The organism is Streptomyces lomondensis, assembly GCF_014651035.1.
Taxonomy (GTDB): domain Bacteria; phylum Actinomycetota; class Actinomycetes; order Streptomycetales; family Streptomycetaceae; genus Streptomyces; species Streptomyces lomondensis.
Genome location: NZ_BMWC01000012.1, coordinates 216,538 through 243,355, shown reverse-complemented (window position 1 = coordinate 243,355; position 26,818 = coordinate 216,538). Strand labels below are relative to the sequence as shown.

The window sequence follows — 26,818 nt, the reverse complement described above, 5'->3', positions numbered from 1 at the left end:
GCGTGACCGCCTCACGCCACGTCCCTACCCCTCCCATGCCCGACCGGAAGGAGCCGCAGCATGCGCGCCCACCTGGCCCGCGTCGATGCGGTGCTCGTTCAGGCGGTCATCGCCGCCGCGCTGTCCTTCGCCCACCTCCACGACGTCGCCTCGGCGGCCGGACAGGACGGGTGGAAAGCGTGGGCCTACCCGATCAGCGTTGACCTGCTGCTCGTTGCTGCCTGGCGCCGACTGCGCTCCGGGGAGGCGAAAGCGGCCGGGTGGTGCTGGTTCCTGATCGCACTCGCCGCGTCCCTCGGCGCGAACGTGGCCACAGCCGGACTGCTCGACCTGGACCACGTACCGGCCTGGCTCCGCATCCTCGTCGCGGGCTGGCCCGCGGTCGCTTTCCTTGGCGGAACCCTCCTGGTCCACTCGCCGCCGGCGTCGCCCGACGAGACCGGGAACGCCGTGGCCCAACAGGAATGCGAGGACATCGAGGACCAGGAGGACGTGCCCCAGCCTGCACAAGAACCACCGATGCCACCGGTAGCCGACCCGGCACCTGACCCACCGTCGGCCCCGCCTCCGGTCGCTGTCCCGGTTGCCCTGGTCGAGCACGCCCGCAAAGTCGCCGCCGAGCACCACGCCCGCACCGGAACGGCCATCGACACCCCGACCCTGCGCGCCCGCCTCGGCGTCCCGCCGCCCATGGCCGACGCCATCGCCGCCCAGCTCTGAGAGGAGACCCACGTGAGCGCCAACCGCCGTTTCCGCTCCGTCACCCGCATCGGCCCCGTCCAGGTCGGCACGTCCTACGACGGTCGCGGCCGGGAGAAGCACACCGCCGCCTGCACAGCCCCGCGCTGCGGCTTCTCCGCCGACTACGACAGCCGCGCTGCCGCCGAGCTGGCCGCCCGTACCCACCGCTGCCCCGTCCGCTGAAAGGACCCGGAAACCGTGACCGTCAGCCTGCCGCTCGTCGTCGTCCTCGGCTTCTTCGCCTGGGGAGCGGTCAAGTTCCTCGGCGTCCGCACGTGGATTGTCGTCCTGATCGCCCTCTTCGGCTTCTGGCTCTCGCACACGTTCATGGCTCCGGCCATCGAGTCCGGTACGCGCTCCGGCGTGGACATCGTCAACGGCACATGACTAGACGAGTAGATAAGGAGACCTTCGCCGTGTTCCTGCCCAAGTACCCCGACAGCCCGACACCGCCGCCCGCATACCCCCACACCGTTGCCGACCAGGTGCCCGCGCGGCGTCCCGCCCCTCAGATCTCCGTCAGCACGGGAGCGGTCGCGGCCGTCCTCGTCGGCGGCGTCGTGCTGACCGCGCTCCTGGCCGCCGTCGCCGTCACGGCCGTCTCCGTGGCCGTCGCCGCCGTGGTCCTGCGCTCGATGCTCCGCGACCAGCACCGCCGCTGACACACCAGACCCCCCGGGGCGGCCTCGATACCGCCAAGCATCCGCCGCCCCGGGGGCCCTCTCCCTCCAGCCGAAACCAGAAGGAGAAGCCATCATCACCCGCGCCACTCCGCCCCCGCTCCACGAACTCGGCGAACTGGCCGCCCTCGGCACCATGCCCGCACTCCTGCGCCAGCTCGCCGGCCTCGGCGGCTGCACACACCCGATCCGCCTCGACGGCCACCGCACCGAGTACGACGTGAACACCCGCACCGGCGAGATCGGCAACGTCCTCCACCACCTCGACTCCTCCAGCCTCCCGGCCGGGCACCTCTTGGTCCGCTGCAACAACCGCCGCACGACCCGGTGCGCGGCCTGCGCCGAGGTCTACCGCCGCGACACCTTCCACCTGATCACCTCCGGCCTTCGCGGCGGCAAGGGCGTCCCCGAACGCGTTGCCGCACATCCGCGAGTGTTCGCCACCTTCACCGCGCCGAGCTTTGGCCCGGTCCACAACCGCCCCACCGGCCCGGCCGGTTCGGTCCGCCGCTGCCGCTGCGGCACGCTCCACGATCAGGACGACCCCGCACTCGGCACCCCGCTTGACCCGGACACCTACGACTACGAAGCGGCCGTGCTCTGGAACGCGCACGCCGGTCCCCTGTGGCGGCGCTTCTCGACCTACCTGCGCCGGGAGGTCGCCAAGTGCGCCGGACTGACTCAGCGCGCCTTCCGCGAGCACGCCCGGGTGTCTTTCGCCAAGGTCGCCGAGTACCAGAAGCGTGGGACCGTCCACTTCCACGCCGTCATCCGCATCGACGGCCCCGAGGGCGGGGACACCCCGCCTCCCGCCTGGGCCACCGCCGAGCTGTTGACCGACGCCATCCGCGCCGCTACTGCTGCGGTTCGGGTGGAGGGCCCCGTCATCGACGGCCGCGCGCACGTCCTCACCTTCGGCCGTCAGCTTGACGTACGCACCATCCGCTCGGCCGACTTCGACGGTGGCCAGGAGCTGAGCGAGCGGGCCGTTGCCGCGTACATCGCCAAGTACGCGACCAAAGGCGCCGAGACCGCCACGGGAGCCCTGGACCGGCCGCTTAAGTTCCTCGCCGAACTCGCCCAGCTCGACATCAGCGACCACGCCCGCCAACTGATCCGCACGGCTTGGACGCTCGGCGCCCGGAAGGACCTCGAGCACCTCCGCCTGCGGGCCTGGGCCCACATGCTCGGCTTCCGTGGCCACTTCTCCACAAAGTCCCGTCGCTACTCCACCACCCTCGGCGCCCTCCGTGATGCCCGCGCCGAGTGGCGCCGCGCACAAGCCGCCGAAGCGACCGAGACCGGCCCGGACACAACCCTCGTCCTCGCGCACTGGGTCTACGCCGGAACCGGCCTCACCGACGCCGAAGCCTGGCTCGCCGAAACCCTCGAACCCGCCCTCGGAACGGAAGGAGAGTCCACCCATGGCTGACCGCTACCTGACCGTGTCGCAGGTGGCCGAACTCCTCGGCACCACGGAACGCTTTCCGCGCCGCCTGATCGCCGAGCGACGCATCGTGTTCGTCAAGGTCGGCCGACACGTCCGTATCCCGGAGAGCGCACTGAACGCCTTCATCGACGCCCATACGGTGCAGCCGATCGGCCATCGGCGCAGCTCCCTGCGGAGGGCTGCCTGATGGCCAACAAGAAGGGGAGGCGAAGGGACTTCGGTTCGGTCCGGCAGCTTCCGTCCGGCCGGTGGCAGGTCCGCTACCGGGACCCGGAGACGGGGCAACTGCGCCCGGCGGAGAACACCTACCCGACCAAGACAGACGCCCAAGTCGCGCTGACGCACATCGAGTCGGACATCACGCGCGGACAGTGGTCGGACCCGGACGCCGGGGCGGTGAACTTCGAGGAGTACGCCACCGCGTGGCTGCGGGACCGAAAGCTTGCTGACCGCACCCGCGAGCGGAACGAGTCGGTGATGCGGCTGCACATCCTGCCCACCTTCGGGGCCGGGAGCGTGGCCGACGTGACCACGGCCCGGGTACGCAGCTGGCGCGGCAAGCTCCTCGCGGCCGGCGTCGGGGAACCGACGGTCGTCAAGGCGTACCAACTGCTGCGCGCCCTGATGAACACGGCCGTCGACGACGAACTGATCCGGCGCAACCCGTGCCGCATCAAGGGCGCAGACCGCTACGACGTGCCCGAGCGGCCGGTCCTCACGGTCGCGGAGGTCTTCGCCGTTGCCGACTCCATCGCGCCGCGCTACCGGCTGCTCGTGCTCCTGGCGGCCTTCACCACGCTGCGGTTCGGGGAGCTGGCGGCCTTGCGACGCCGGGACATCGACCTGGAGGTGCTGACTGTCACTGTGCGCCGCGCTCAGGCCGAGTTGCAGGACGGCCGGCTCTTCGACAAGGCGCCGAAGTCCGCGGCCGGGGTTCGTTCAGTCTCCTTCCCGGCCGAACTCCTCGACGCGGTCACGCACCACCTGGAGCACTTCGCTGCTCCCGGCCGTGAGGGGCACGTCTTTGTCGGACCCCAGGGCGGGCAGTTGCGTCGCAGCAACTTCCGCGACGACTGGGTCAAGGCCCGGAAGGCAGCTGGCGTCACGACCGAACTGCACTTTCACGACCTGCGGCACACGGGCAACACGCTGGCCTCCACGGCAGGGGCCAGCACGCGGGAGCTGATGACGAGGATGGGGCACAGCAGCTCGCGCGCCGCGCTGATCTATCAGCACATGACCAGCGACCGTGACCGGGCCATCGCCGATCGTCTCGGAGCCATGATCCGCGAGGGTGGGGGAGAGGCCACCGACTAGGGGATGTGGACTCCGCGTGGACTCTAGTGGCACGCGTGTGGCACGACCCCGAAAACGACGAAGGGCCAGCCTGGGAGGAAACCCCTCCTGAGCTGGCCCTTCTGGCTGTGCCCCCGGCAGGATTCGAACCTGCGACACCCGCTTTAGGAGAGCGGTGCTCTATCCCCTGAGCTACGAAGGCAGTGGCAGCGGACGCAAGGAGCGGCGTGCCTGTGGTCGGGTAGGACCACAGGCGAAAGCGTACCGGATGCGGGTCGGGCGGGTGTGGGGGTCAGGTCAGGGGGACGTGGGTGAAGCGGGCGGCGGTGTGGAGGTCTGATTCGATGCGGGTGGCTGTGGACGTCAGTTCGGGGAGGAGGTCCGTGACGCACTCGCGCAGGGAGTGGCGGCTCGCGTGCATCGCCGTGTTGAGGGCAGCCACCACCCGTCCGGCGCGGTCGCGGATGGGGACCGCGAGGGAGCGGAGGCCTTCCTCCAGTTCCTCGTCGACCAGGGCGTAGCCCTCGGAGCGGACCGAGGCCAAGGTGTTCTCCAAGGCTTGGTCGAGGTGGTCTGCCAGGAGGACTCGGCCCAGGGCCGTCGCGTGGGCCGGCAGGCGTGTGCCCACCGTGATGTTCACGCTCATCACCCGGCCCGTGGCCACCCTCGCCGTGTACTGGATCTCCTCGCCCGATTCCGACAGCACCGCCAGGGACGTCGACTCGTGGATGCGGGACGTCAGGTCGGCCAGGTGGGGCTGGGCGATCTCGGGGAGGGTCGTGCGGGAGAGGGGCGGGAAGCCCAGGGAGAGGACCCGGGGGGTGAGGGTGAAGGTGCGGGTTCCCGTCGGCGTCACCAGGTCCAGGTACTCGTACGTGATCAGGGCCCGGCGGGCCGTCGCCCTGGCCAGGCCCGTGGCCCGGGCCACCTCCGTGAGAGTCAGCTCCGGCCGGCCCTCGCCGAACGCCGTGAGGACCGTCAGGCCCCGGGCCAGGGATTCGATGAAGTCCCGGCCGAGCTGGAGTTTGGACGCGCCCGTCCAGAGCGCCAGGTCCGAGGGGGGTGGGCCCGGCTCCGGGGGCGGGGTGCGGCGGAGTTCCTCCTCCATCGCCGCCACCGCCGACCGCAGCCTCGGGAGGAGCGTCGTCCGCAGGTGGTGTGCCGTGTGGCGGCTCGTGTGGCTGACCACGCTCGCCACGCACGCGATCCGGCCTCCAGCCGGCGCCGCACCGTGGGTGTGCGGGGACCGGACCGGTGCCGAGATCGCCACCAGGCCCGGTTCGATCAGCTGGTCGTCCACGGCCCAGCCGTTCGCCGACGCCTCCCGCGTGCGGCGTACGAAGTCCTCGTCGTACCTCGCGTCCGTTCCGTACTTGCGTGGCGGTACGGCCGTGAAGGACAGGTCCCTCGGGTCCGCCGCCCTGCGAGCCCGCCAGCGTTGCCAGTCGGTCTGTGTCCACTCGGTCGCGAACAGCGGGCCCGGCGCCGTGCGTTCGGCGGGGAGCAGGTCGCCGATGCGGAAGCTCAGGGACATCGCGCGGCGGCGGGTCGCCTGGTGGATGAAGCGGATGCCGTCGCGGTCGGCGACCGCCAGGGAGACCGACTCGTCCAGTTCGTCGGCCAGGGCGTCCGCGTGGGGGGAGAGGAGGGCGGGGAGGCGCAGGGACGACATATAGGCGTTGCCCAGTTCCATCAGACGGGGGGACAGGCGCACGTCCCGGCCGTCCAGGCGGACGTAGCCCATGCGGGCGAGGGTGGCCGTGATGCGGTCGACCGTGGAGCGGGCGAGGCCCGTGGCCCGTTCCAGTCCGCTCAGGCTCAGTGTGCCGTCCGCCTCCGTCAGCTCCCGCAGCACCGCGATCCCGCGGATGAGCGGAGTCACCGCCTCCGCCGGGGGGACGGGCTGTGGCGGCGTATGCGTTCCCGCGGCGGGTACCGATTCGTCTTCCGCGGCCGTTACCGATCCGGCTTCGGCCGTCCCCGCGGCCGGTGCCGATCCGTCTTCGGCCGTCCCCGCGGCCGGTGCCGATCCGTCCTCGGCCGTCCCCCCACCCGTCTCCCCGTTCTCGTCAGCCGGTCGGGTGGACCCCTGGGGGGTCTCGGGCATGGGCTTCGCTGGCATCGGCTCTCCGGTACGGCGGTCGCGGCACGCCTACGGTAATCCGGACCCGGCGCTTGCCGGAGACCACGCAGGACCTGCTCCGCTGGTCCGGCCCTACTCCCTGGTCACCCGCACCCGATCACTCCCGCGTCACCCGCACCCGAACCCCCCCGTCCGCACCCACCGCCCCCACCACCCCGATCACAATCCCCCTCCGCGCGTCCCGAAACGTCTCCCCCGCCCTGAACGGCGCGTCGGACAGCTCCGCATGGACGTTCGGCGCCCGCGTGCAGCCGCCGCTGTCGTGGCGGGAGTCGTAGACCGTGACCGGGCCCATGCCCGTGTCCACCGCCGCGTCGACCTTGTAGATCAGGACGCCGGGGCGGCACACCGACTCGTCGTTGCCGGCGCGGGTGCGCAGTTCGACGGCGTAGCCGGTTCTGCCGTTCAGGGGGACGACGACCAGCTTGGGGCCGCCCGCGCGGGCCAGCGGTGTCAGGGTGTACTCCGTGGTGCCGGGGGACGCCGCGCAGTGCACCTGGGAGGCGTCCAGCCAGCCCAGTTTCCACTTGTGCCAGCCGAGGAAGTCGTTGTTGGCGCCCCAGTCCTCGCTCATGATGTCCCAGTGGCCGACCGCGCCCCCGCCCTCCGCGGTGTACAGGTCGGGCAGGCCGAAGACGTGGCCGTTCTCGTGGGGGAGGACGCGGTAGCCGGTGCGGCCGTAGGAGCCGGAGCCGTCGTCCTGGCGGGAGTAGACGAAGGAGGCGTTGGCGACGGGGACGCCGTCGGCCCTGGGGGCCTCGGGGTTGCCGGCGAAGGTGACGGACAGGACCGTGTCCAGGGCGGAGGGGCCGGCGTTCGGGGTGACCAGCACGTTCAGCAGGTCGTAGCGGCGGAAGTCGACCTCCGGGTCGGCCGCGGCCACGATGTCCTGGACCAGCGCGCGGTAACCGGGGTCGAACGGGGCCCCGCGCTCTATGCCGTACTCGCGGAAGGACCTCGGCATCCGCAGCCACGCCGGGATCGGGGTCTCGGGGCGGTAGTCGAGGCGGCCGTAGGAGCTGGTGCGGAACCACTGGCGGGTCTGCGGGAAGAACTCCCGGAAGCGGTCCAGGGCCTTGCCCTCGCCGGGTGCGTCGGAGAAGTCGATCATCAGGGTGAGGGCGCGGACGGTGCCGGTGGAGCGGGAGTAGCCGTCGGAAGTGGGGATGCCCTCGGACATCTGGACCTCGCGGGCGGCGCGGATCATGCAGGGGCCGTGTGCGGAGGTGCGGGACAGGGCGATCGGGCCCGCTCCGGCCGTGGTGGCGCCGGGGGAGAGGCGGCCCGTGCCGGCCGAGGTGCTGGCGGTGAAGGTCAGGGCGGTCACGCAGGCCAGGGCGGCCAGGCGGCGCCGGGATATCCGGCGGCCGAGCGGCCCCGGGCTGCCCCGCCGGGGTCGCTGAGGCTGCGGCTGCATGCGAGTGACCTGCAAGGGACCTCCCGCGCCGTGGCAGCCGGCGGTCTCCGGCTGCGCCCTTGCGATCACCCTGCGTCGCGGGGTGTGGGGGCGCGCGTTGGAGGAGACCGATCGTGGGTTTCCGGCGAGTAGGCGCAGGCAGAGGTTGTAGGCGCAGTCAGAGGTTGTGAGGCAGGTCACAAGCAATGGGTGCCGGGGGTGGGAATTACCGGGGATCCATTCCCCGTTTAGACCTGTGTCCGAGCGAAACGGGGAGCTCGTCCCCGGATCGCCTCACCGTAGACCCACACACGTCACACCTCACGCCAGGAGTACGCCGTGCAGACCGCCACCCCCGTACCGCGCAAGGCGCCCCGGCCGCGCGCCGACGCCCTGCGCAACCGGGAGCGGATCGTCACCGCCGCCCGGGAGATGTTCGTCGAGCACGGCCCCGAGGTGCCGCTCGACGAGATCGCCCGCCGGGCCGGCGTCGGCAACGCCACGGTGTACCGCAACTTCCCGGACCGCGACGCGCTGGTCCGCGAGGTCGTCTGCTCCGTCATGGACCGTACGGCCGCCGCGGCCGAGCTCGCGCTCGCCGAGACCGGCGACGCGTTCGAGGCGCTGGAGCGCTTCGTGCACGCCGCCGCCGACGAGCGGATCAGCGCCCTCTGCCCGATGGTCTCCAGCACGTTCGACAAGCACCACCCGGATCTGGAGGCCGCGCGCGAACGGGTCGAGCGGCAGGTCGCCGAGGTCATGGACCGGGCCAGGACGGCCGGGCAGCTCCGCTCCGACGTGGACGTCGGGGACGTCATGATCGCCGTGGCCCAGCTCAGCAGGCCCCCGGCCGGTACGGACTGCTTCCGCGCCGACCGCTTCGTCCACCGTCATCTCCAGCTGTTCCTGGACGGGCTGCGGGCTCCTGCTCGTTCCGTCCTGCCGGGCACGGCCGTGACTCTGGAGGATCTGCGTCGCCCCTGACCAGCTAGCCCCTGACCAGCTAGCCCCTGACCGGCCAGCCCCGACCGATTAGTTCAGCTCTTCCCAACCGTCTGAAGGCCAGGCGACAGTCCCTACGGCCGTCTCCATAGGCAAGTCGTCCCCTTTCATCACCTTTTTTCCGTCACGAAGTCCCGAAGTGGGTACCTCCATGTCTCAAACAGCCTCAAAGGCTCTCGGCGCTCCGGCCGCACCGGACGCCGGCCGCTGGAAAGCGCTCGTCTTCATCGCGCTCGCCCAGCTGATGGTCGTCCTGGACGCCACCATCGTGAACATCGCCCTGCCCTCCGCCCAGCAGGACCTGGGCATCTCCGACGGCAACCGGCAGTGGGTCGTCACGGCCTACGCCCTCGCCTTCGGCGGCCTGCTCCTGTTCGGCGGCCGGATAGCCGACCTGTGGGGCCGCAAGAAGGCCTTCGTCGTCGGCCTTGGCGGCTTCGCCGCGGCCTCCGCGCTCGGCGGCGCGGCCACCAACGAGGCGATGATGTTCGGCGCCCGCGCCCTCCAGGGTGTCTTCGGCGCCCTGCTCGCGCCCGCCGCGCTCTCCCTGCTCGCCGTGATGTTCACCGACGCCAAGGAGCGCGCCAAGGCGTTCGGCATCTACGGTGCGATCGCCGGCGGCGGCGGTGCCGTCGGCCTGATCCTGGGCGGCTTCCTCACCGAGTACCTGGACTGGCGCTGGACGTTCTTCGTGAACATCCCGTTCGCGATCGTCGCCGCGGCCGGTGCCTACTTCGTCATCCGGGAGCCGGAGGGCGGCCGCAACCGCTCCCCGCTCGACATCCCCGGCGTGATCCTGTCCACCCTCGGCCTGGTCGCCCTCGTCTACGGCTTCACCCGCGCCGAGTCGGACGGCTGGAGCGACTCCGTGACCGTCGGCATGTTCGTCGCCTCGGCCGTGCTGCTCCTGGCCTTCGTGGTCGTCGAGTCCAAGGTCAAGGCCCCGCTGCTGCCGCTGCGGGTGGTCACCGAGCGCAACCGCGGCGGTGTCTACCTCTCCCTCGGCCTCGCGATCATCGCGATGTTCGGCCTGTTCCTCTTCCTGACCTACTACCTCCAGATCGTGAAGGGGTACTCGCCGGTCAAGACCGGGTTCGCGTTCCTGCCGATGATCGTGGGCATGATCACGGGCTCCACCCAGATCGGCACCCGCCTGATGACCCGGGTCGCGCCGCGCCTGCTGATGGGCCCCGGCTTCCTGGTCGCCGCGCTCGGCATGCTGCTGCTGACCCGGCTGGAGATCGGATCCTCGTACGCCGCCCTGCTGCTGCCCGCGATGCTGCTGCTCGGCCTCGGCATGGGTACGGCGTTCATGCCGGCCATGTCGCTGTCCACCCAGGGCGTCGAGCCGCGGGACGCCGGAGTCGCCTCCGCGATGGTCAACACCTCGCAGCAGGTGGGCGGCGCGATCGGCACGGCCCTGCTGAACACGATCGCCGCCTCGGCGACCACGTCCTACATCGCCGACCACATCGTGGGGGCGACCAGCCGGTCCCAGCAGCAGCTGGTCCAGCTGGAGGGCATGGTGGAGGGTTACACCAGCGCCATCTGGTTCGCCGTCGGCATCCTCGTGGTGGCCGCCGCGATCGCCCTGACCTTCGTCAACGCCGGCCGTCCGGGCACCACCGCGGTGACCGGCTCCGACGAGGACGCGGCGGACGAGGTGCCGATCCCGGTCGTCGCCCACTGACGGCCGCGCCCCGCACCCCTTCGGGCCACCCGTAGGCACGGGGAGGGGACGCCTCGCGCCTACGGTTCCGGGACCTGCCCCGGCTCCCGCTCAGCGGAGCCGGGGCAGGTCCGCGCCTGTTTCAGCGGCAGGTCCGCACCCGCTTCAGCCCGAGCCGCGGCAGGTCCGCACCCGCTTCAGCGGAGCCAGGGCAGGTCCGCACCCGCTTCGGCCGGCTGGAGTCCCTCGGCGATGATCCGCATGATCTCGCCGAGGGACTTCTGCTGTTCCGGGGTGAGCCGGTCGAAGACCGCCTGGCGTACGGCCTCGACATGGCCCGGCGCGGTCTGCCGCAGCACCTCGTAGCCCTCGTCCGTCAGCACGGCGAACTGGCCCCGCTTGTCGTCGGGGCAGTCCTCCCGGCGCACCCAGCCGTTCTTCTCCAGGCGCGCGACGGCGTGCGAGAGGCGGGAGCGGGTGATCTTCGCCAGCATGGCGAGCTCCGTCATCCGCAGCCGCCGCCGCGGCGCCTCGGCGAGCCTGACCAGAAGGCCGTAATAGACGTGCGGCATGCCCGCGTCGCGCTGGAGCTGACGGTCGAGATGGTCGTCGAGGAGGGTGGTGCCCTCCATGTACGAGCGCCAGACGCGCTGCTCCTCGTCGTTGAGCCAGCGCGGTCCCTGGGGCTCCGCGACGGAGCCGGTTGCCGGTGCGGATGCGGGTGCCTTCATGTCTTCCACTCTACGCGGCCCCTCCTTGAATCTTAAACAAATGGCCCGTACAGTTTTGTCAGGGAACCATGTTTTGGAGGGAGCCGCAGCATGTCCGCCGCCACTCAGGAGCGCATGCCCGCCCTGTACCTCAGCCACGGCGCCCCGCCGCTGGCGGACGACCCGGTCTGGCCCGGTGAACTGGCCGCCTGGTCCGCCGGCCTGCCCCGCCCCAAGGCGATATTGATCGTCTCCGCCCACTGGGAGGAGGCCCCGCTCGCCCTCGGCGCCACCGAGACCGTCCCGCTCGTCTACGACTTCTGGGGCTTCCCGGAGCACTACTACCGGGTGACCTACGAAGCTCCGGGCGCACCGGAGCTCGCCGAGTCGGTACGGAAGCTGCTGCGCGCCCCCGGCATGCCCGTCCAGGACGTCCCCGACCGCGGCCTCGACCACGGCGCGTACGTCCCGCTGGTCGAGATGTACCCGGAGGCCGACATCCCGGTCCTCCAGGTGTCGATGCCGACGCTCGACCCGGTCCGGCTCATGGAGATCGGCCGCAGGCTCGCCCCGCTGCGGGACGAGGGCGTGCTCATCGTGGGCTCCGGCTTCTTCACGCACAACCTGGCCGCGCTCCGGCAGGGCGGCGTCCCCGCCTGGTCGGCGGAGTTCGACGACTGGGGCCGGCGGGCGCTGGAGGCGCGTGACGTGGACGCCCTGCTCGACTTCACCCGCAAGTCGCCCGCGGGGCAGCTGGCCCATCCGCGCACCGAGCACTTCGCCCCGCTCTTCGTCACCATGGGCGCGGCCGACGCGGCCGGTGAGCTGGATGTCCAGAAGTCGGTGATCGACGGGTTCTGGATGGGGCTGGCGAAGCGGTCCCTGCAGTTCGGCTGACCGCCCCTGGAGTGGTTTCTCGTACCGGGCCTGGAGCGGTCTCTCGTACCGGGCCTAGAGCGGTTTCTCGTACCAGGCCACGTCCCAGTAGCGGCCGAACTTGTGGCCGACCTCCCGGTACGTGCCGACGTACCGGAAGCCGAAGCGCTCGTGCAGCCGGGCCGACGCCTCGTTCGGCTGCGCGATGCCGGCGTAGGCGCGGTGCAGGTCCTCGCCGGACAGGGCCTCGAAGAGGGCCTTGTAGAGGAGGGTGCCGACGCCGCGGCGGCCGGCGTGCGGGGCGACGTACACCGTCGTCTCCACGGAGGTCGCATAGGCGGGCTTCGCCCGGAAAGGGCTGGATGTGGCGTACCCCAGGATCTCCTGTGTGTCCGGGTCCACGGCAACCATCAGGCGGTACGGCCCGTCTTCAGGGTGGGAGAGCAGCCAAGGGCGGCGCTCCTCCGGAGTGAAGATCGCGGTATCGAATGTGATCGCCGTCTCACGTACGTAGTGGTTGTAGAGGGCCGTGAGGGCTTCGAGGTCATCCTCGACTCCCGGCCTGACCTGCACCTCTGTACGTGCCGACGGCATCGCGTCTCCTCGGGTGGCCGGACAGCGGCCCGACAGGGTACTGCATGATCAGAAAAATTGGGGGTCCGGGTGGGAATTCTGTCCTGATTCCAGTCGTTGTTTCCATCGGATGCAGGGCACCCGAGGAGAGTCCGGAGAGTCCCGGAGACGGAGTCCAGCGTCCGAAGGACCACCCGCTGACCTCACCATCGCAAGGGAGCACGCATGGCAACCCGTGCCGTCGCCCGTCGTCAGTCCGCCACCGGCGAGACGGCCGACGCGGCAAGCAGTGTTCGCGCCCATGGCGGCGAGATCGCCGACCGCGACCTGGTCGGCATGTACCTCGACGAGATCGCGCGCACACCGCTGCTCGATGCCGCCAAGGAAGTCGAGCTGTCCCAGGTCATAGAGGCGGGTGTGTTCGCGCGGCAGGTCCTCGACGGGTACGAGGAGACCAAGGCGGACGCCACCCGCGAGGAGCTCGAAGCCCTGGTCGCCGACGCGGAGCGGGCCAAGGACGTCTTCATCCGCTCCAACCTCCGCCTGGTCGTCGCCGTCGCCCGCCGCTACCCCCGCAGCGGCCTGCCGCTGCTGGACCTGATCCAGGAGGGCAACGCCGGCCTGGTCCGCGCGGTCGAGAAGTTCGACTACCGCAAGGGCTTCAAGTTCTCCACGTATGCCACGTGGTGGATCCGCCAGGCCATCACCCGGTCGATAGCCGACCAGTCCCGTACGATCCGCCTGCCCGTCCATCTCGTGGAGGAGCTTGGCCGGATCCGGCGGGTGCAGCGCGAGTTCAACCGCGAGCACGGCCGGGACCCGGAGCCCGCGGAGATCGCCGCCGAGCTCGGCTCGACGCCCGAGCGCGTCATCGACGTGCTCGACTGGGCCCGCGACCCGGTCTCGCTGAACATGTCGGTGGACGACGAGGGCGAGACCCAGTTCGGCGACCTCCTGGAGGACACCTCCGCGGTGTCGCCCGAGCAGTCGGTGCTCACGCTGCTGCGCAGCGAGGAGCTCGACGACCTCATCGGCCGCCTCGACCAGCGCACGGCCTCCATCATCAAGATGCGCTACGGCATCGAGGACGGCCGGGAGCGCACGCTGACCGAGGTCGGCAAGGAGCATGGCCTGACCCGCGAGCGCATCCGCCAGATCGAGAAGCACGCGCTGCTGGAGCTGAAGAAGCTGGCCCGCAGCACCGGGTTCGACGCGGCGGCGTGACGCCGGCGAGCACGATGGGCACGGTGGGCGCCCGGGCGTACGGCTCGTACCCATGGCCGGTGGGTGACGGGCAGTGTACGCCCGGTGGTCACCGCGTACGCCGGGTGGCGAAAGACCGCGCAAACATGGCGTTGTAACGCCGCTTCAACCCGCTGGGCTCCGGGAACAAGACTTCCGGGCCCACCAGTTCGGGTCCGGGGCCACGCCTCTGGCCCCCTCAGAGCCAAGTCCCGTCGCACTCCCCCCGGCGCCGGGACTCTCCCAAGGCCGGGCTTCGGCGTCCCTCCCCCCGGGCGCCGGGGCCCGGCTCTCTGCGTACCGGCCGCCTCGCCGGAACGGGAGCTGGAGGGCGGGCCACCCCGTACCTGAACCACGGGGTGGCCCGCCAGATGGCAGATTGTGTCACATGGGCATAGCCTGCCGGGCGTGAGCAGCACCACCCCGACACCGCCCCAGGGGCAGGCATCCCAGGCGTCCCAGGTTTCGCTGACCGAGCGGCGGAAGGCCGAGACGCGGATGGAGATCGCCCGGGCGGCGGCCGGTCTCTTCGTACGGCACGGCCTGCGTGCCACCCGTGCGGAGGACATCGCCCAGGCCGCCGGCATCGCCCCGCGCACCTTCTACCGGTACTTCGCGACCAAGGAGGAGGCCGTCGCCCCGCTCTACGCGGCCGGTGCCCAGCGCTGGGTGGCGGCGGTGCGCGCCGCTCCCGCCGACGCGGGCGTCCTCCAGGCCCTGGAGGACGGGGTCCGGCACACCCTCACCCCGGGCGTCGGCGTCTCGGCGTCCTCCTGGGAGTGGGTCCGCACGCTCCTGCGCCTGGCCGAGGCGAACCCGTCCCTGCGCCGGGTGTGGGCGGAGGTGTGCCAGGCGTCGGAACGGATGCTGGCGGAGGTACTGGCGGAACGGGTGACACGTGTCGCGGCGCCCGAGGGCTCAGCGCCTGCGGACGCCGGCGACAACGTTGCCGCCCCGCCGGAGCCCGTGGTCGTCACCGGGCCGGAAACTGAGGGCGTCACTGGGCCGGAGCCCGAGGTCGTCACCCGACCGGAACCCGACCTCGTCCCCGCGCCGGAACCGCGCTTCGCCGCCGCCGTCGCGAGCGCCGCGGTGCGGGCGGCCCTGGAGGGCTGGGCCGAGGGGGACGGGCCCGTGGAGGGGCCGGGGAGCCCGGCGGAACTCGCCCTGCGGAACCTGGCGGCGCTGCGGGAGTTCCCGTGGGGGGCGTGAGGGTCGGGCTGGCCGTGTCGGCGAATCCCCATGGGGCTGCGGGACTTGCCGTGGGGCGCCGTAAGACGTCGGGTTGGCCGTGTGGCGGTCTCCATGGGCTGCGGGACTTCCCGTGGGTGGTCGTGAGGCGTCGGGTTCGCTGTGTGGGCGGTCTCCATGTGCCTGCCGGGCGTGAGCATCACCACCCCGACTCCGCCCCAGGGGTTCACGCGCCGCCGGTCGCGCCCTCCGCCGCCCTGCTCAACCGCGCGCCCAACTCCCGTACGGCCGTGACCAGTTCCTCCGGCTGCCGTACCACGAAGTCGCACTCCAGCATCGCCAGGCGGAACGCCACCCACTGCACCGCGTCCCCGACGGAACCCCGCAGCCGGCAGCTGTCGTCGTCCAGCGGCTCGGGCGTGCCCAGCCACGTCGGCAGCCGGGCGGCGACGAAGCCGGCCGGTGCGGCGAAGACGACCTCGAAGTCGTAGGACTCCTGGTGCCGCTGCATCGACTGCCGCAGGTACTCCGCCGCACTCCCCGTGGGCAGTTCCCGCGACACGAACCGCGCCCCGGTGGCGAGCGGGTCGCTCACCCGGTCGACGCGGAACGTGCGCCAGTCGTCCCGGTCGATGTCGTACGCCACCAGGTACCAGCGGCGGCCCGTCGACACCAGCCGGTACGGCTCCGTCAGGCGCCGCGACTCCGTGCCGTCCGCCGCCCGGTAGGCGAACCGCAGCCGCTCGTGCCCGGCCACCGTCGAGGCCATGACGGTCAGCGTCTCGGGCGCGATGCTCGGCCCGTCCCCGCTGGTCAGCGGTGTGGTCGCGGCCTGGAGCGTGGTCACGCGGTGGCGCAGCCGGCCCGGCAGCACCTGCTCCAGCTTGGCCAGCGCTCGCACCGACGCCTCGTCCAGGCCCTCCACGGCGTGCCCCGCCCCGGCGCGCAGCCCGACCGCGATGGCCACCGCCTCCTCGTCGTCGAGCACCAGCGGCGGCATGGCCTTGCCGGCGACCAGCCGGTAGCCGCCGTCGGCGCCCTTGCTGGCCTGCACGGGATAGCCCAGTTCACGCAGCCGGTCGATGTCCCGCCGGACCGTGCGCCGGGAGACCCCGAGCCGGTCGGCGAGCTCGCCGCCGGGCCATTCGCGGGGCGTCTGGAGGAGGGAGAGAAGCGTCAGCAGCCGGGCCGGAGTGTCCGTCGTCATACCGACGAGGATGCCGTACCAGTAGGACACGATCTGACCTAATGGGCCACTAGCTTCGCGGCATGACCTCCACCGAGCACACCCCCAGCACCGCCGCGAGCGGCGGGACGGACCGCCGTCGCTGGTTCGCCCTCGCGATCGTGATGACCGCGGCCTTCATGGACCTCGTCGACGTCACGATCGTCAACATCGCCATCCCGTCGATCCAGCAGGAGGAGGGCGCGTCCTTCAGCCAGATCCAGTGGATCACCGCCGGATACGCCCTCGCCTTCGCCGCCGGGCTGATCACCGGCGGACGGCTCGGCGACATCCACGGCCGCAAGCGGATCTTCCTCCTCGGCATCGGCGGCTTCACCGTCGCCTCCGCGCTCTGCGGCCTCGCGGTGAACCCGGAGATGCTGGTCGCCGCCCGCTTCCTCCAGGGCGGCATGGCGGCGCTGATGGTGCCGCAGGTGCTGTCGATCGTGCACGCGACCTTCCCGGCGCACGAGCGGGGCAAGGTCTTCGGGCTGTTCGGCGCGGTCGTCGGCCTCGGCGCCGTGTCCGGTCCGCTGCTCGGCGCGCTGCTGACCGAGTGGAACCTGTTCGGGTGGGGCTGGCGCTCGATCTTCCTGATCAACCTGCCCGTGGGGGTCGCCGGCCTGATCCTCGGCAGCCGCTTCATCACCGAGTCCAAGGCGCCGCGGGCCCTGAAGCTGGACCTGGTGGGCGTCGCGCTCGTGACGCTGGGCCTGCTGATGCTGCTCTACCCGCTCATCCGCGGCCGCGAGCTGGGCTGGCCGCTGTGGGGGTACGTCTCGATGGCCGGCGCGCTCGTCGTCCTCGCGGCGCTGGTGGCGTACGAGAGGCGCAAGAGCGCCCGGGACGGCTCCCCGCTGGTCGAGCTGTCGCTGTTCCGGGTCAAGAGCTTCGCGGCCGGGATCGCCGTACAAACCGTCTTCGGTGTCGGGCTCGGCGTGTTCTTCCTGGTGTGGACCCTGTACATGCAGGTCGGGCTGGGCTGGAGCCCGCTGAAGGCCGGGCTGACCGGGGTGCCGTTCTCGATCGCCGTCTCCGTGGCCGCCGGGATGTCGGTGCAGCAGCTGGTGCCGCGCTTCGGGCGCAAGGTGCTCCAGGCGGGCGCGCTGGTGATGGCGGCCGGGGTGCTGCTCTACGTCTGGGAGTCCGCGCACTACGGCCTCGCCGTCACGCCCTGGCAGATGGCCCTGCCGCTGGTCGTGATGGGCGTCGGCATGGGCCTGATCGTGGCGCCGCTGACCGACGCGATCCTCTCCGAGGTGCCGCGCGAGCACGCCGGTTCGGCCTCGGGGCTCATCAACACCGTGCAGCAGATGGGCAACGCGCTCGGGCTGGGGCTGGTGTCGGTGGTCTTCTTCGGCACGATCTCCGAGCACCTGCGCCCGGAGCAGGTGGGTCCGGCCTTCGCGGACGCCTTCCGCAACGCGCTGGGCTGGGTGGCCGTGGTGATGGGCGCCATCTTCCTGCTGATGTTCGCGCTGCCGAAGCGGCCCGCGCAGCACCTGGAGGGGGAGCAGCCGGCGGCGGAGCAGAAGGAACCGGCGCTGGTCTGACAGAAGGCAACCGGCGCCGGTCTGACAGCGGGAACGGGCTCGGCACCTCGGGTGCCGGGCCCGTCTGCATTTCTGATCATGCCCGATTGGGTCCGAACCTGTTTACTTTGCGGAAATCTCGGCGTAGCCTCCCGCTGAAACCACACGTTCGGGCACGAGGCGGAGGCGAACAGACATGTACGCACCGGAACGGCAGCAGGAGATCCTCCGGCTCGCCCGTGACGGCGGCCGAGTGGATGTCGTGTCGCTGGCCGAGGAGTTCCAGGTGACGGCGGAGACGATCCGCCGGGATCTGAAGGCCCTCGACCGCGCCGGACTGGTCCGCCGGGTGCACGGCGGGGCCATCCCGGTCGGGCGCCTCGACTTCGAGCCGGACATCGCCGAGCGCGAGTCGACGGCGCCCGACGAGAAGGACCGCATCGCCAAGGCGGCCCTCGCGGAACTGCCGGGCCAGGGCACGATGATCCTCGACGCCGGTACGACGGTGGCCAGAATGGCCGCCGCCCTCCCGCTGGAGGCCTCGCTCACCGTCGTCACGCACAGCCTGCCCATCGCGGCCCGCCTCGCCGACCACCCCGGCATCCAGCTCCACCTCGTCGGCGGCCGCGTACGGCATCGCACGCGCGCCGCCGTGGACGCCTGGGCGCTGCGGGCCTACGGCGAGATCCGCGCGGACGTGCTGTTCGTGGCCGCCAACGGCTTCTCCGCCGAGCACGGCCTGACCACCCCCGACCTCGCCGAGGCCGCCGTGAAGCGCGCGGCCGTGGCCGCCGCCCGCCGCGTGGTGCTGCTCGCCGACTCCTCCAAGCACGGCCAGGAGCACTTCGCCCGCTTCGGCGACCTGAGCGACGTGGACCTGCTGATCACCGACAGCGGGCTGAGCCCCGAAGACGCCGTCGCGATCGAGCGCGGCGGCACGGAAGTAGTGCGCGCATGATCCTCACCGTGACCCCGAACCCGTCCCTGGACCGCACCTACGAGGTGCCGTCCCTCGACCGCGGCGAGGTCATCCGCGCCACCGGCGAGCGGATGGACCCGGGCGGCAAGGGCGTGAACGTCTCGCGAGCGGTCGCCGCGGCCGGGCAGCGCACGGTGGCGGTCCTGCCCCTGGGCGGCGCCCCCGGCGCGCTCGTCGCCGACCTGCTCGACGCGCAGGGCATCGAGGTCGCGCCGGTTCCCGTCGCCGGGGCCACCCGCTCCAACATCGCCCTCGCCGAGGCCGACGGCGTCCTGACGAAGATCAACGCGCCGGGCCCGGAACTGACCGAGGTCGAGAGGGAACTGCTCCTGGAGACCGTACGGCAGCAGTCCCGCGAGGCCTCCTGGATCGCCTGCTGCGGCAGCCTCCCGCGCGGCCTCGCCCCCTCCTGGTACGCCGAGCTGGTCGCCCGCACGCACGCGGCCGGGGCCCGGATCGCCCTGGACACCTCCGGGCCCGCGCTGCTCGCGGCCCTGCGCGAGCGGCCCGACGTGGTCAAGCCCAACGCCGAGGAGCTCGCGGAGGCCGTCGGCCGTTCCCTCGCCACCGTCGGCGACGCCGTGAAGGCCGCCGAGGAGCTGCGCGAGATGGGCGCCCGGGCCGTCCTCGCGAGCCTCGGCGCCGACGGGCAGCTGCTGGTGTCCGACGAGGGCGCCTGGTTCGGCAGCGCCCGGGTGGACGCCGTCCGCAGCAACGTGGGCGCCGGCGACTCCTCCCTCGCCGGTTTCCTGATCGCCGGCGGCAGCGGCCCCGAGGCCCTGGCCTCCGCGGTCGCGCACGGCGCGGCGGCCGTCCAGCTGCCCGGCAGTGTGATGCCGACCCCCCGAGACCTGGATCCGGCGGCGGTGACGGTCACGGCCGACGTCCCGGCGGACCGCATGCTGAAGGAGCCGGTGACATGACGTACCCCGACGAGCTGCTCGAACCGGCCCGTGCGCGGCGAGCCGCCCCGTTACTCGCCGCACCCGCCCCCGTCACCCCCCACCACACCCCCGTCCCCACCCCCGCCCACCCCACTGACCGGGCGATACGCGTGCTAAGGAGCCCGCGATGAGCGACATGATCACCGCGGACCTGGTCGATCTCGACCTGTCCGCCGACACCAAGGAAGCGGCGGCGCGATCCCTCGCCGAGCGCATGGTGGCCCTGGGCCGGGTGACCGACCTCGAGGGCTTCCTCGCCGACGTGGCCGCCCGCGAGGCCCAGATGCCGACCGGCCTCGACGGCGGCATCGGCATCCCGCACTGCCGGAGCGAGCACGTCACCGAGCCGACGCTCGCCTTCGGCCGCAGCGCGGCGGGCATCGACTTCGGTGCCGCGGACGGCCCCGCCGACCTGATCTTCCTGATCGCCGCGCCGGCCGGTGCCGACGACGCCCATCTGACGATCCTGTCGTCGCTGGCCCGGCAGCTGATGGACAGCGAGTTCACCGACGCCCTGCGCGCGGTGGGCGACGCGGCGGCCGCGGCGGCCCTGATCCGCGGCGACGAGCCGGACGAGCCTGCTCCGGCAGGTGCCGAAGACCCCGTGGCGTCGGCGGGAGCGGCCTCTTCCGCCGCCGCCACGGTCACCGACGACGACACCGCTCCTGGTGCGGAGCGCCCGTTCCGCATCGTCGCCGTCACCTCCTGCCCCACCGGCATCGCCCACACCTACATGGCGGCCGAGTCCCTGGAGAACGCCGGCCGTGAGGCGGGCGTCGAGATCACCGTCGAGCCCCAGGGCTCGGCCGGCTTCACCCGCCTCGACCCGGAGGTCATCGCCGCGGCGGACGGCGTGATCTTCGCCCACGACGTGCCCGTCCGGGAGAAGGAGCGGTTCGCCGGCAAGCCGACCGTCGACGTCGGCGTGAAGGCGGGCATCAACCGCCCCGCGGAACTCATCACCGAGGTCCGCGAGAAGGCGGCCCGCGGCGAGGTCACCTCCGGCTCCGCCCCGTCCAGCCCCGTGGAGCGCTCCGGCGACTCCGGCGAGGGCTACGGCACCAAGCTGCGCAAGTGGCTGATGTCCGGCGTCAGCTACATGGTGCCGTTCGTCGCGGCGGGCGGTCTGCTCATCGCCCTCGGTTTCGCGATCGGCGGATACAAGATCAACAAGGCCCCGTCGGTGATGGACCACTTCATCTGGACGCAGGCCGACAGCTGGGCGGCCCTGCTCTTCCAGATCGGCGCCGTCGCCTTCGGCTTCCTCGTCCCGGTCCTGGCCGGCTATATCGCCTACGGCATGGCCGACCGGCCCGGCCTCGTGCCCGGCTTCGTCGGCGGCTCGATCGCCCTCACCATCAACGCCGGCTTCCTCGGCGGTCTCGCGGCCGGTCTGATCGCCGGCGGCGTGGTGATGGCGATCCAGAAGGTGAACATCCCGGTGGCGCTGCGCGGCATCATGCCGGTGGTGGTGATCCCGCTGATCTCCTCGGCGATCGTCGGGTTCCTGATGTTCGTCGTCATCGGCAAGCCCATCGCCGAGGCGCAGAAGGGCATGACCGACTGGCTGAACGGCCTGTCCGGCTCCAACGCCATCCTGCTCGGCGCCCTGCTCGGCCTGATGATGTGCTTCGACCTCGGCGGTCCGGTCAACAAGGTCGCCTACACCTTCGCCACGGCCGGCATCGCGGTCGCCAGCCCCAGCGACTCGGCGATGAAGATCATGGCCGCGGTGATGGCGGCCGGTATGGTCCCGCCGCTGGCGATGGCCCTGGCGACGACCGTGCGCGGCAAGCTCTTCACGCAGACCGAGCGCGAGAACGGCAAGGCCGCCTGGGTGCTCGGCGCCTCCTTCATCTCCGAGGGCGCGATCCCGTTCGCCGCGGCCGACCCGCTGCGCGTCATCCCGTCCTCGATGGTCGGCGGCGCGATCACCGGCGCCTTGGCGATGGCCTTCGACACCACTCTGCGCGCCCCGCACGGCGGCATCTTCGTGGTCCCGCTGATTGGCAACCCGCTGCTCTACCTGGTCGCCATCGCCGCGGGTGTCTGTGTCACCACGGCCCTGGTGGTCGTCCTGAAGGGTCTGCGCAAGCCGGCCCCGGGTGCCACGGCGGCCTCCGGCGCGGGCACCGCGGCCCCGGCGGAGAAGAAGCAGCCGGTGGCGGCGTAAGGAGCATGGGCCCCTTTGGGGCACTGTGATCCGTTCATGCCACCTGCGAGATAGATCACGAAAGTCACGGCCCGGGACCGAAGTCCCGGGCCGTGGTGTCTACTGGGCGCATGCCTGAGCACGTCTCCCGGTGGCCCGAGGGCCACCACCTCCCCGCCCTCCCGCAGCAACGGCAGACAGGCCCCCGGTCGGAGTCCGTGGAACTGTCCGCGGAGGAGAGAGACGCCTTCACCGAGCTGGTACGCCAACTCGGCGACCGGGCCTAGCCGGTTCCCCTAGGAGACCTGCGCGGCCCGCCGCTCCATCGCCTCGCGTGCCGCGTCCTCGCTGGTGTACACCTCGCACATGTGCCGCCCGTCCGGCGTCACCGTGTGCTCGACCTCCCAGAGGGAGACCTCCTCGCCGTCGCGCAGCAGGAAGGCGTGCTCGTACAGCGAGAAGCCCAGCCCCGCCCGGCCCGCGCGGCACGGGCGGCCGAAGGCCTGGGTGATCTGGTGACCGGACGCCGTGGCCAGCAGGGCCGCCGTGTCCGCGCCCGGCCGGTCCGCGTTCTCCGCCCTGCGCAGTAAACGGCGTGCGTGGTCCGCCGAGTCGTCCCTGGCGTAGAAGTGCCGGGGCGCGGGGGCCGGGGACAACTGCACCGTCACCGGCAGTTCGAAGTCCGGGGCGTCCGGCGGCAGCGGCAGCCGCGCCGTGGCGGCGCGCAGCTCCTCCTCGTCGACGTACACCTCGTGCTGCGGCTCGCTGCCCGGCGCGGTGTTGTGCACGAGCTCCCAGAGGGTGAGCGCCGAGCCGTCCGCGAGCAGCCAGGTGTGCCGGTACGTCTCCCGGTGCAGGCCCGCGCTGTGGTGCGCGGAGTGCAGCGAACCGTCGTGCGCCAGCGCGCAGTCCAGCAGCCTTATCGTCTCGTCCGGCAACTCGAAGGAGTTCAGGGCACGGCCGAGGAGTCGCGCGAGGTGCTCCTCCGGAGACTCGGGCGAGTCGTGGGGTTCGTACGCTGCCGTCTCGTACGGAACGCTCAAGGTTTCTCCCGGCGTTGCTGCATGTCACCTTGTGGGTGCATACCGTAGCCCCTCGGTCGGACATCATGTCCGGGAACCGAGAAAACGTACGTCCGGGAAAACGCGCGGGCCGCGCGAAATGTTCCCGCGCGGCCCGGCCGATCCGTCAGAAACCCCAGTTGGGGTCGTACTTGAAGTCGATCAGGACGAGCTGCCCGCGACCCACTGGCTCCACGGCATGTTCCAGCCGTTGAGCCCGTTGTCCGGCGCCACCGTCGTGTCGGGGGAGTTCTTCACGATCACCACGTCCCCGATGAGGGAGTTGTCGTAGAACCACTTGGCGGGCGTGTTGCCTCCCGCGCCCTGGACGTCCGCGAGGCCGACGCAGCCGTGGCTGGTGCCCTGGCGGCCGAAGGGCGGATTGCCCTTGTTGTACCAGTAGTTGCCGTGGATGAACGTGCCGGACGTCGTCAGGCGCATCGCGTGCGGCACGTCCGGGATGTCGTACTCGCCGCCCAGTCCGACCGTCTGGCTGTTCATCCGCGTCTGGACGAACTTCTCCGAGATCACCATCTGCCCGTTGTACGTGGTGTGCTGCGGGCTGCCCGCCGAGATCGGGATCGTCTTGACGGTCCTGCCGTCCCGCACGACCGTCATGGTCTGGGTCCTGGCGTCGACCGTGGAGACCTGCGCACGCCCGACGGTGAAGGTGACCGTCTTCTTCTGCACGCCGTAGACGCCGTTCGCGCCCTCGACCCCGTCCAGGTCGATCTTCATCGTGACCTTGGAGCCTGCCTTCCAGTACTCCTGGGGCCGGAAGTCGAGCCGCTGCCCGTTGAACCAGTGCCCGACCACCTTCTGCCCGCTGCTGGAGCTGACCGTGATGTGCGACTGCACGGCCTTCCGGTCGGTGATGGCCTTGTCGAAGGTGAACGACACCGGCATGCCCACGCCGACCGTGGTGCCGTTGTCCGGCGTGTACGTGCCGATGAAGCTGTTCGCCGAGGACACCGTGGTGAAGATCGAGTTGGCCGCCGCCGTCCGGCCGTCCGCGTCCTTCGCGGTCGCCGATATCTGGTACTTGGTGCCGCGCTCCAGCTGCTCCTTCGGCTTCCACGCCTTGCCGTCCGCGGAGACCGAGCCCGGCACGGCCTGCCCGCTGCCCGCCACCGTCATCTTCACGTCGGTCAGCTTTCCGTCGCTGACCTTCACGCCGGTCGTGTTGATGGAGGCGCCGGTCGAACCGTCCTTCGCCGAGATGGCGATCTTCGCCACGGACGTCTTGGTGGCGTCCTTGCCGCCCTTCTCGTCGTCCTTGGCGTTGGCGCTGCCACCGCAGGCGGTGAGCGTCAGGGCGCCGACCATCAGGGCGGCACAGGCCCCCAGTGTGCGCCGCGCTGCAATGTCCGGCGTTGTCACGGGCTGCTCCCAGTTCGTGTGATGTGCGTGATCCGCTCCAGTACGTGAGGGAAGAGGGGCGGGGCAGCCGGTCGGGTTCCGCCCGTGCGCGGTGAACGCCGTCACGTGACAGAACCGCGACAAAGTCCGGTTCCGCTGTGGATCCGCGGTGGATCCGCTGTGCGCCGCAGGGCAGTTCAGCGGCCGGCGTACAACTCCCCGTACGACGGCCACGCCCCGCCCGGGCCGTCGACCGACCCGGCGGCGCGCACCGCCCGCACGATCGCCCGGGTCACGACGTCCGCGCCCGCCGCGAGGACCTCGTTGAGGGCGAGCGGGTTCGCGGCGTCCAGGGCGCGGTCTCCCGTCGCCAGCGCGAACACCGTGTCCCCGTCGTTGAGGAGGTGCACCGGCCGCACCGCCCGGGCGATGCCGTCGTGCGCCGTACCGGCCAGCTTCTGCGCCTGCGCCTTCGACAGGTCCGCGTCCGTGGCGACCACCGCGAGCGTGGTGTTGAGCGGGGGAGGAGCACTCCGCGCGGCCGTCTCGGCCAGGCGCCGCCGCGCCGCCTCGTGGACCCGCGCCTCCGGGTACTCCACCCGCCCCTGGAACAACTCCCCGTACAGCACCCCCGTCTCCGGATCCAGCACCGACCCCGCCGCGTTGGCCACCACCAGCGCCGCCACCGTGACCCCCGAGCCGAGCACGGTGCTCGCGCTGCCGACGCCGCCCTTCACCACCCCGACCACCGCGCCCGTACCCGCGCCCACGCACCCCTGGGGCACCGGCGCGCCGGCCTCGCTCGCCGCGGCGGCCTCGACGGCGGCACGGCCGGTGGCCGCGTCCGGCCGGGCCCGGAAGTCGCCGCCCCGCCCCAGGTCGAAGACACAGGCGGCGGGCACCACCGGCACCACGTGCGCCGGGTCCGCCCCGACGCGGATCCCGCGCCCGCGTTCCTCCAGCCAGGCCATCACCCCCGACGCCGCGTCCAGCCCGTACGCGCTGCCGCCGGTCAGCACCACCGCCTCGACCTTCCGCACCACGTTGCGCGGATCGAGCGCGTCCGTCTCCTTCGTGCCGGGACCGCCGCCGCGCACGTCCACGGCGGCCACGGCGCCGCCCTCCGGGGCGAGCACGACCGTGGTGCCGGTGAGCCAGCCGTCGCCGGCGCGGGTGGCGTGCCCCACGCGCAGCCCGGAGACATCCGTCAGAGCGTCAACCAGAGCCTCAACTGTCATGGCGCACAGTCTCGTCCAGTCACCGGCGCCCGCGGGCGTACCGAGCCGTTCGGCGCCGTCGGCCCCGTCGGCGCGGTGCCCCTCAGGCCGGCGTCGCCTGCCCGCTCTCCCGCGCGGTCCTGCGCACGGCCAGCGTCTCGCCCGCCGCCACCGACAGCGCGCAGACCACACCCGCCGCGAACACCGCCCAGTCCTCCAGGAACGTGCAGCAGATCACCAGCAGGGCCGTCGTCGGCAGCACCAGCTGCTGGGTGAAGCCCGCCTTGAAGTGGCGTGAGTGCAGGGCCCACAGCGTCAGCAGGTAGAGGGCCGTCGGCAGGGTCACGGCGGCCGACGCTGACAGCGTCGAGATGTGCGCCTTGCCGACCGTCTGCTCCACCGCCACCTCCAGTCCGGCCCCGATCGCGGCCGCCGAGGCGAAGACCAGGTAGTGCCCGTAGCCCCACAAAAACGCCTGCCGGTTGGACCGCAGATGGCCGTGGATGGGCACCACGAAGTAGACCCACCACGCGGCGAAGATGACCAGCAGACCGCCCGCCGCGATCGGGAGGAGCTCGCCCAGCGCGTCGTTCTCGTCGACGCCCGACTTCACCGCGATCGTGGCCGCCGCGATCGTCTCGCCGAGCACGATGATGGTGAACAGGCCGTACCGCTCCGCGATATGGCGCGGATGCCAGGCCGTGGTGTACCCCCTCTCGGCGAACGGCGGCACGCACATCTCCAGCAGCGCCATCACCAGGAACCACCAGGGCCGGGCCCCCTCGGGCAGGAACAGCAGCCCCAGCCAGCCGATCTGGCACAGCAGCACACCCCCGGCGTAGCGCAGGGCCGTCCTGCGCTCCGGGCCCTCGCCGGCCCGGGCCGCCCGCAGCCACTGGGACGCCAGGGCGAGCCGCATGATCAGGTAGCCCAGCCAGACCAGCAGGAACTCGTGCTCCTCGAACGCCCGCGAGACCCCCGCCGCGAGGACCAGCACACCGGCGATCTGCACCAGCGTGACGACCCGGTAGAGGACGTCGTCGTTGTCGTACGCCGAGGCGAACCACGTGAAGTTCATCCACGCCCACCACAGGGCGAAGAACACCATCGCGTAGTCGAGGATCCCCTCGCCCGCGTGCCCCTCGGCCACGGAGTGCACCAGCTGGACGCCCGCCTGGGCGACGGCCACGACGAAGCAGAGGTCGAAGAAGAGCTCCAGCGGCGAGGCCGCCCGGTGCGCCTCGTCGCGGCCGCGGGCCCTGAGCCTGCGCAGGGGGCCCCGGCTGCCGGGTGCGCCGGAGGGGGCGGGCGGGGGAGGGGTGCTGGAGGTCATGATTCCCAGCACAACAGAAGGCGCGGGGTTTTTCTCCGCGACCGTAC

General features: G+C 71.8%; 26 protein-coding genes and 1 tRNA gene. 17 read left to right on the top strand and 10 right to left on the bottom strand.

All coding sequences use genetic code 11. The features are described from left to right. Window positions 1-60 precede the first annotated feature (60 nt). The 7 genes from IE255_RS32605 (at window position 61) to IE255_RS32575 (ending at window position 4,188) form a co-directional block, all read left to right on the top strand. Entirely contained in the window at window positions 61-720 is a 660-nt protein-coding gene (locus tag IE255_RS32605; protein WP_190053995.1) for a DUF2637 domain-containing protein, read from the top strand. A gap of 12 nt (window positions 721-732) precedes the next feature. Next, on the top strand, window positions 733-924 hold the full coding sequence (locus tag IE255_RS32600) for a mobile element transfer protein (protein ID WP_004986816.1): 192 nt from the start codon (window positions 733-735) through the stop codon (window positions 922-924). Window positions 925-939: 15 nt separating this feature from the next. Then, entirely contained in the window at window positions 940-1,128 is a 189-nt protein-coding gene (locus tag IE255_RS32595; RefSeq protein WP_190053994.1) for a hypothetical protein, read from the top strand. A gap of 29 nt (window positions 1,129-1,157) precedes the next feature. Then, entirely contained in the window at window positions 1,158-1,403 is a 246-nt protein-coding gene (locus IE255_RS32590) for a SpdD protein (RefSeq protein ID WP_190053993.1), read from the top strand. 154 nt (window positions 1,404-1,557) lie between these two features. Then, entirely contained in the window at window positions 1,558-2,853 is a 1,296-nt protein-coding gene (locus IE255_RS32585; protein WP_190053992.1) for a replication initiator, read from the top strand. After that, the gene (locus tag IE255_RS32580; protein WP_040252376.1) at window positions 2,846-3,058 is read left to right on the top strand and encodes a helix-turn-helix domain-containing protein; all 213 of its coding nucleotides are present in this window, start codon (window positions 2,846-2,848) and stop codon (window positions 3,056-3,058) included. Before IE255_RS32585 ends, IE255_RS32580 begins: the two co-directional genes overlap by 8 nt. Next, window positions 3,058-4,188: a tyrosine-type recombinase/integrase gene (locus IE255_RS32575; protein WP_190053991.1), complete on the top strand. Its 1,131-nt coding sequence runs from the start codon at window positions 3,058-3,060 to the stop codon at window positions 4,186-4,188. Before IE255_RS32580 ends, IE255_RS32575 begins: the two co-directional genes overlap by 1 nt. A gap of 108 nt (window positions 4,189-4,296) precedes the next feature. On the opposite strand, the gene IE255_RS32570 is transcribed toward IE255_RS32575, so the two are convergent. The 3 genes from IE255_RS32570 to IE255_RS32560 all read right to left on the bottom strand — a co-directional run bounded on the left by IE255_RS32570 (window position 4,297) and on the right by IE255_RS32560 (window position 7,727). Next, window positions 4,297-4,369: transfer RNA gene (locus tag IE255_RS32570), tRNA-Arg, on the bottom strand. Window positions 4,370-4,459: 90 nt separating this feature from the next. Continuing rightward, window positions 4,460-6,049, bottom strand: coding sequence for an IclR family transcriptional regulator domain-containing protein (locus IE255_RS32565; RefSeq protein WP_190053990.1), 1,590 nt, complete (start codon window positions 6,047-6,049; stop codon window positions 4,460-4,462). Between the two features lie 358 nt (window positions 6,050-6,407). Then, window positions 6,408-7,727 carry a M6 family metalloprotease domain-containing protein gene (locus tag IE255_RS32560; protein ID WP_190053989.1) on the bottom strand — a complete coding sequence of 440 codons (1,320 nt, stop codon included), beginning with the start codon at window positions 7,725-7,727 and terminating at the stop codon, window positions 6,408-6,410. Between the two features lie 318 nt (window positions 7,728-8,045). Between IE255_RS32560 and IE255_RS32555 the strand changes: the two genes are divergently transcribed. Both IE255_RS32555 and IE255_RS32550 read left to right on the top strand, forming a co-directional pair. Then, window positions 8,046-8,690: a TetR/AcrR family transcriptional regulator gene (locus IE255_RS32555; protein WP_190053988.1), complete on the top strand. Its 645-nt coding sequence runs from the start codon at window positions 8,046-8,048 to the stop codon at window positions 8,688-8,690. Window positions 8,691-8,859: 169 nt separating this feature from the next. Further along, window positions 8,860-10,398 carry an MFS transporter gene (locus IE255_RS32550; RefSeq protein WP_190053987.1) on the top strand — a complete coding sequence of 513 codons (1,539 nt, stop codon included), beginning with the start codon at window positions 8,860-8,862 and terminating at the stop codon, window positions 10,396-10,398. A gap of 176 nt (window positions 10,399-10,574) precedes the next feature. On the opposite strand, the gene IE255_RS32545 is transcribed toward IE255_RS32550, so the two are convergent. Continuing rightward, the gene (locus IE255_RS32545) at window positions 10,575-11,108 is read right to left on the bottom strand and encodes a MarR family winged helix-turn-helix transcriptional regulator (protein WP_190053986.1); all 534 of its coding nucleotides are present in this window, start codon (window positions 11,106-11,108) and stop codon (window positions 10,575-10,577) included. A 90-nt stretch (window positions 11,109-11,198) separates the two neighbouring features. Between IE255_RS32545 and IE255_RS32540 the strand changes: the two genes are divergently transcribed. Beyond that, window positions 11,199-11,984, top strand: coding sequence for a dioxygenase family protein (locus IE255_RS32540; protein WP_190053985.1), 786 nt, complete (start codon window positions 11,199-11,201; stop codon window positions 11,982-11,984). 54 nt (window positions 11,985-12,038) lie between these two features. Here the strand turns inward: IE255_RS32540 and IE255_RS32535 are convergent, their stop codons facing one another. Beyond that, on the bottom strand, window positions 12,039-12,557 hold the full coding sequence (locus IE255_RS32535) for a GNAT family N-acetyltransferase (protein ID WP_190053984.1): 519 nt from the start codon (window positions 12,555-12,557) through the stop codon (window positions 12,039-12,041). 204 nt (window positions 12,558-12,761) lie between these two features. On the opposite strand from IE255_RS32535, the gene IE255_RS32530 reads away from it, so the two are divergent. Then, window positions 12,762-13,760: a sigma-70 family RNA polymerase sigma factor gene (locus IE255_RS32530; RefSeq protein WP_190053983.1), complete on the top strand. Its 999-nt coding sequence runs from the start codon at window positions 12,762-12,764 to the stop codon at window positions 13,758-13,760. A 426-nt stretch (window positions 13,761-14,186) separates the two neighbouring features. Then, window positions 14,187-14,990, top strand: coding sequence for a TetR/AcrR family transcriptional regulator (locus tag IE255_RS32525; protein WP_229906681.1), 804 nt, complete (start codon window positions 14,187-14,189; stop codon window positions 14,988-14,990). Window positions 14,991-15,195: 205 nt separating this feature from the next. Here IE255_RS32525 and IE255_RS32520 read toward each other — a convergent pair whose 3' ends face one another. Continuing rightward, entirely contained in the window at window positions 15,196-16,176 is a 981-nt protein-coding gene (locus IE255_RS32520; protein ID WP_190053982.1) for a helix-turn-helix transcriptional regulator, read from the bottom strand. Between the two features lie 62 nt (window positions 16,177-16,238). On the opposite strand from IE255_RS32520, the gene IE255_RS32515 reads away from it, so the two are divergent. The 5 genes from IE255_RS32515 (at window position 16,239) to IE255_RS32495 (ending at window position 22,088) form a co-directional block, all read left to right on the top strand. Next, the gene (locus tag IE255_RS32515; RefSeq protein ID WP_190053981.1) at window positions 16,239-17,747 is read left to right on the top strand and encodes an MFS transporter; all 1,509 of its coding nucleotides are present in this window, start codon (window positions 16,239-16,241) and stop codon (window positions 17,745-17,747) included. 175 nt (window positions 17,748-17,922) lie between these two features. Further along, window positions 17,923-18,684: a DeoR/GlpR family DNA-binding transcription regulator gene (locus tag IE255_RS32510; RefSeq protein ID WP_190053980.1), complete on the top strand. Its 762-nt coding sequence runs from the start codon at window positions 17,923-17,925 to the stop codon at window positions 18,682-18,684. Further along, the gene (gene pfkB / locus IE255_RS32505; protein WP_190053979.1) at window positions 18,681-19,628 is read left to right on the top strand and encodes a 1-phosphofructokinase; all 948 of its coding nucleotides are present in this window, start codon (window positions 18,681-18,683) and stop codon (window positions 19,626-19,628) included. The genes IE255_RS32510 and pfkB overlap by 4 nt, the downstream gene beginning before the upstream one ends. A gap of 148 nt (window positions 19,629-19,776) precedes the next feature. After that, on the top strand, window positions 19,777-21,822 hold the full coding sequence (locus IE255_RS32500) for a PTS fructose transporter subunit IIABC (protein ID WP_190053978.1): 2,046 nt from the start codon (window positions 19,777-19,779) through the stop codon (window positions 21,820-21,822). A 110-nt stretch (window positions 21,823-21,932) separates the two neighbouring features. Beyond that, window positions 21,933-22,088 carry a hypothetical protein gene (locus tag IE255_RS32495; protein WP_190053977.1) on the top strand — a complete coding sequence of 52 codons (156 nt, stop codon included), beginning with the start codon at window positions 21,933-21,935 and terminating at the stop codon, window positions 22,086-22,088. A 9-nt stretch (window positions 22,089-22,097) separates the two neighbouring features. Here the strand turns inward: IE255_RS32495 and IE255_RS32490 are convergent, their stop codons facing one another. The 4 genes from IE255_RS32490 to IE255_RS32475 form a co-directional block, all read right to left on the bottom strand. Beyond that, entirely contained in the window at window positions 22,098-22,844 is a 747-nt protein-coding gene (locus tag IE255_RS32490; protein ID WP_190053976.1) for a DUF6227 family protein, read from the bottom strand. 180 nt (window positions 22,845-23,024) lie between these two features. Beyond that, the gene (locus tag IE255_RS32485; RefSeq protein WP_190053975.1) at window positions 23,025-24,242 is read right to left on the bottom strand and encodes a L,D-transpeptidase; all 1,218 of its coding nucleotides are present in this window, start codon (window positions 24,240-24,242) and stop codon (window positions 23,025-23,027) included. A gap of 176 nt (window positions 24,243-24,418) precedes the next feature. Then, on the bottom strand, window positions 24,419-25,459 hold the full coding sequence (locus IE255_RS32480; protein ID WP_190053974.1) for a P1 family peptidase: 1,041 nt from the start codon (window positions 25,457-25,459) through the stop codon (window positions 24,419-24,421). 82 nt (window positions 25,460-25,541) lie between these two features. Continuing rightward, window positions 25,542-26,771 (bottom strand): low temperature requirement protein A, encoded by a 1,230-nt coding sequence (locus IE255_RS32475; protein ID WP_190053973.1) that lies wholly within the window; start codon window positions 26,769-26,771, stop codon window positions 25,542-25,544. Between the last annotated feature and the right edge of the window lie 47 nt (window positions 26,772-26,818).

Bases quoted from the DNA above. Each gene is read 5' to 3' on its own strand.
- IE255_RS32605 (WP_190053995.1), top strand. From the start codon at position 61: ATGCGCGCCCACCTGGCCCGCGTCGATGCGGTGCTCGTTCAGGCGGTC.
- IE255_RS32585 (WP_190053992.1), top strand. From the start codon at position 1,558: ATGCCCGCACTCCTGCGCCAGCTCGCCGGCCTCGGCGGCTGCACACAC.
- IE255_RS32580 (WP_040252376.1), top strand. From the start codon at position 2,846: ATGGCTGACCGCTACCTGACCGTGTCGCAGGTGGCCGAACTCCTCGGC.
- IE255_RS32575 (WP_190053991.1), top strand. From the start codon at position 3,058: ATGGCCAACAAGAAGGGGAGGCGAAGGGACTTCGGTTCGGTCCGGCAG.
- IE255_RS32560 (WP_190053989.1), bottom strand. From the start codon at position 7,727: ATGCAGCCGCAGCCTCAGCGACCCCGGCGGGGCAGCCCGGGGCCGCTC.
- IE255_RS32550 (WP_190053987.1), top strand. From the start codon at position 8,860: ATGTCTCAAACAGCCTCAAAGGCTCTCGGCGCTCCGGCCGCACCGGAC.
- IE255_RS32545 (WP_190053986.1), bottom strand. From the start codon at position 11,108: ATGAAGGCACCCGCATCCGCACCGGCAACCGGCTCCGTCGCGGAGCCC.
- IE255_RS32540 (WP_190053985.1), top strand. From the start codon at position 11,199: ATGTCCGCCGCCACTCAGGAGCGCATGCCCGCCCTGTACCTCAGCCAC.
- IE255_RS32535 (WP_190053984.1), bottom strand. From the start codon at position 12,557: ATGCCGTCGGCACGTACAGAGGTGCAGGTCAGGCCGGGAGTCGAGGAT.
- IE255_RS32530 (WP_190053983.1), top strand. From the start codon at position 12,762: ATGGCAACCCGTGCCGTCGCCCGTCGTCAGTCCGCCACCGGCGAGACG.
- IE255_RS32520 (WP_190053982.1), bottom strand. From the start codon at position 16,176: ATGACGACGGACACTCCGGCCCGGCTGCTGACGCTTCTCTCCCTCCTC.
- IE255_RS32515 (WP_190053981.1), top strand. From the start codon at position 16,239: ATGACCTCCACCGAGCACACCCCCAGCACCGCCGCGAGCGGCGGGACG.
- IE255_RS32510 (WP_190053980.1), top strand. From the start codon at position 17,923: ATGTACGCACCGGAACGGCAGCAGGAGATCCTCCGGCTCGCCCGTGAC.
- pfkB (WP_190053979.1), top strand. From the start codon at position 18,681: ATGATCCTCACCGTGACCCCGAACCCGTCCCTGGACCGCACCTACGAG.
- IE255_RS32500 (WP_190053978.1), top strand. From the start codon at position 19,777: ATGAGCGACATGATCACCGCGGACCTGGTCGATCTCGACCTGTCCGCC.
- IE255_RS32495 (WP_190053977.1), top strand. From the start codon at position 21,933: ATGCCTGAGCACGTCTCCCGGTGGCCCGAGGGCCACCACCTCCCCGCC.
- IE255_RS32480 (WP_190053974.1), bottom strand. From the start codon at position 25,459: ATGACAGTTGAGGCTCTGGTTGACGCTCTGACGGATGTCTCCGGGCTG.
- IE255_RS32475 (WP_190053973.1), bottom strand. From the start codon at position 26,771: ATGACCTCCAGCACCCCTCCCCCGCCCGCCCCCTCCGGCGCACCCGGC.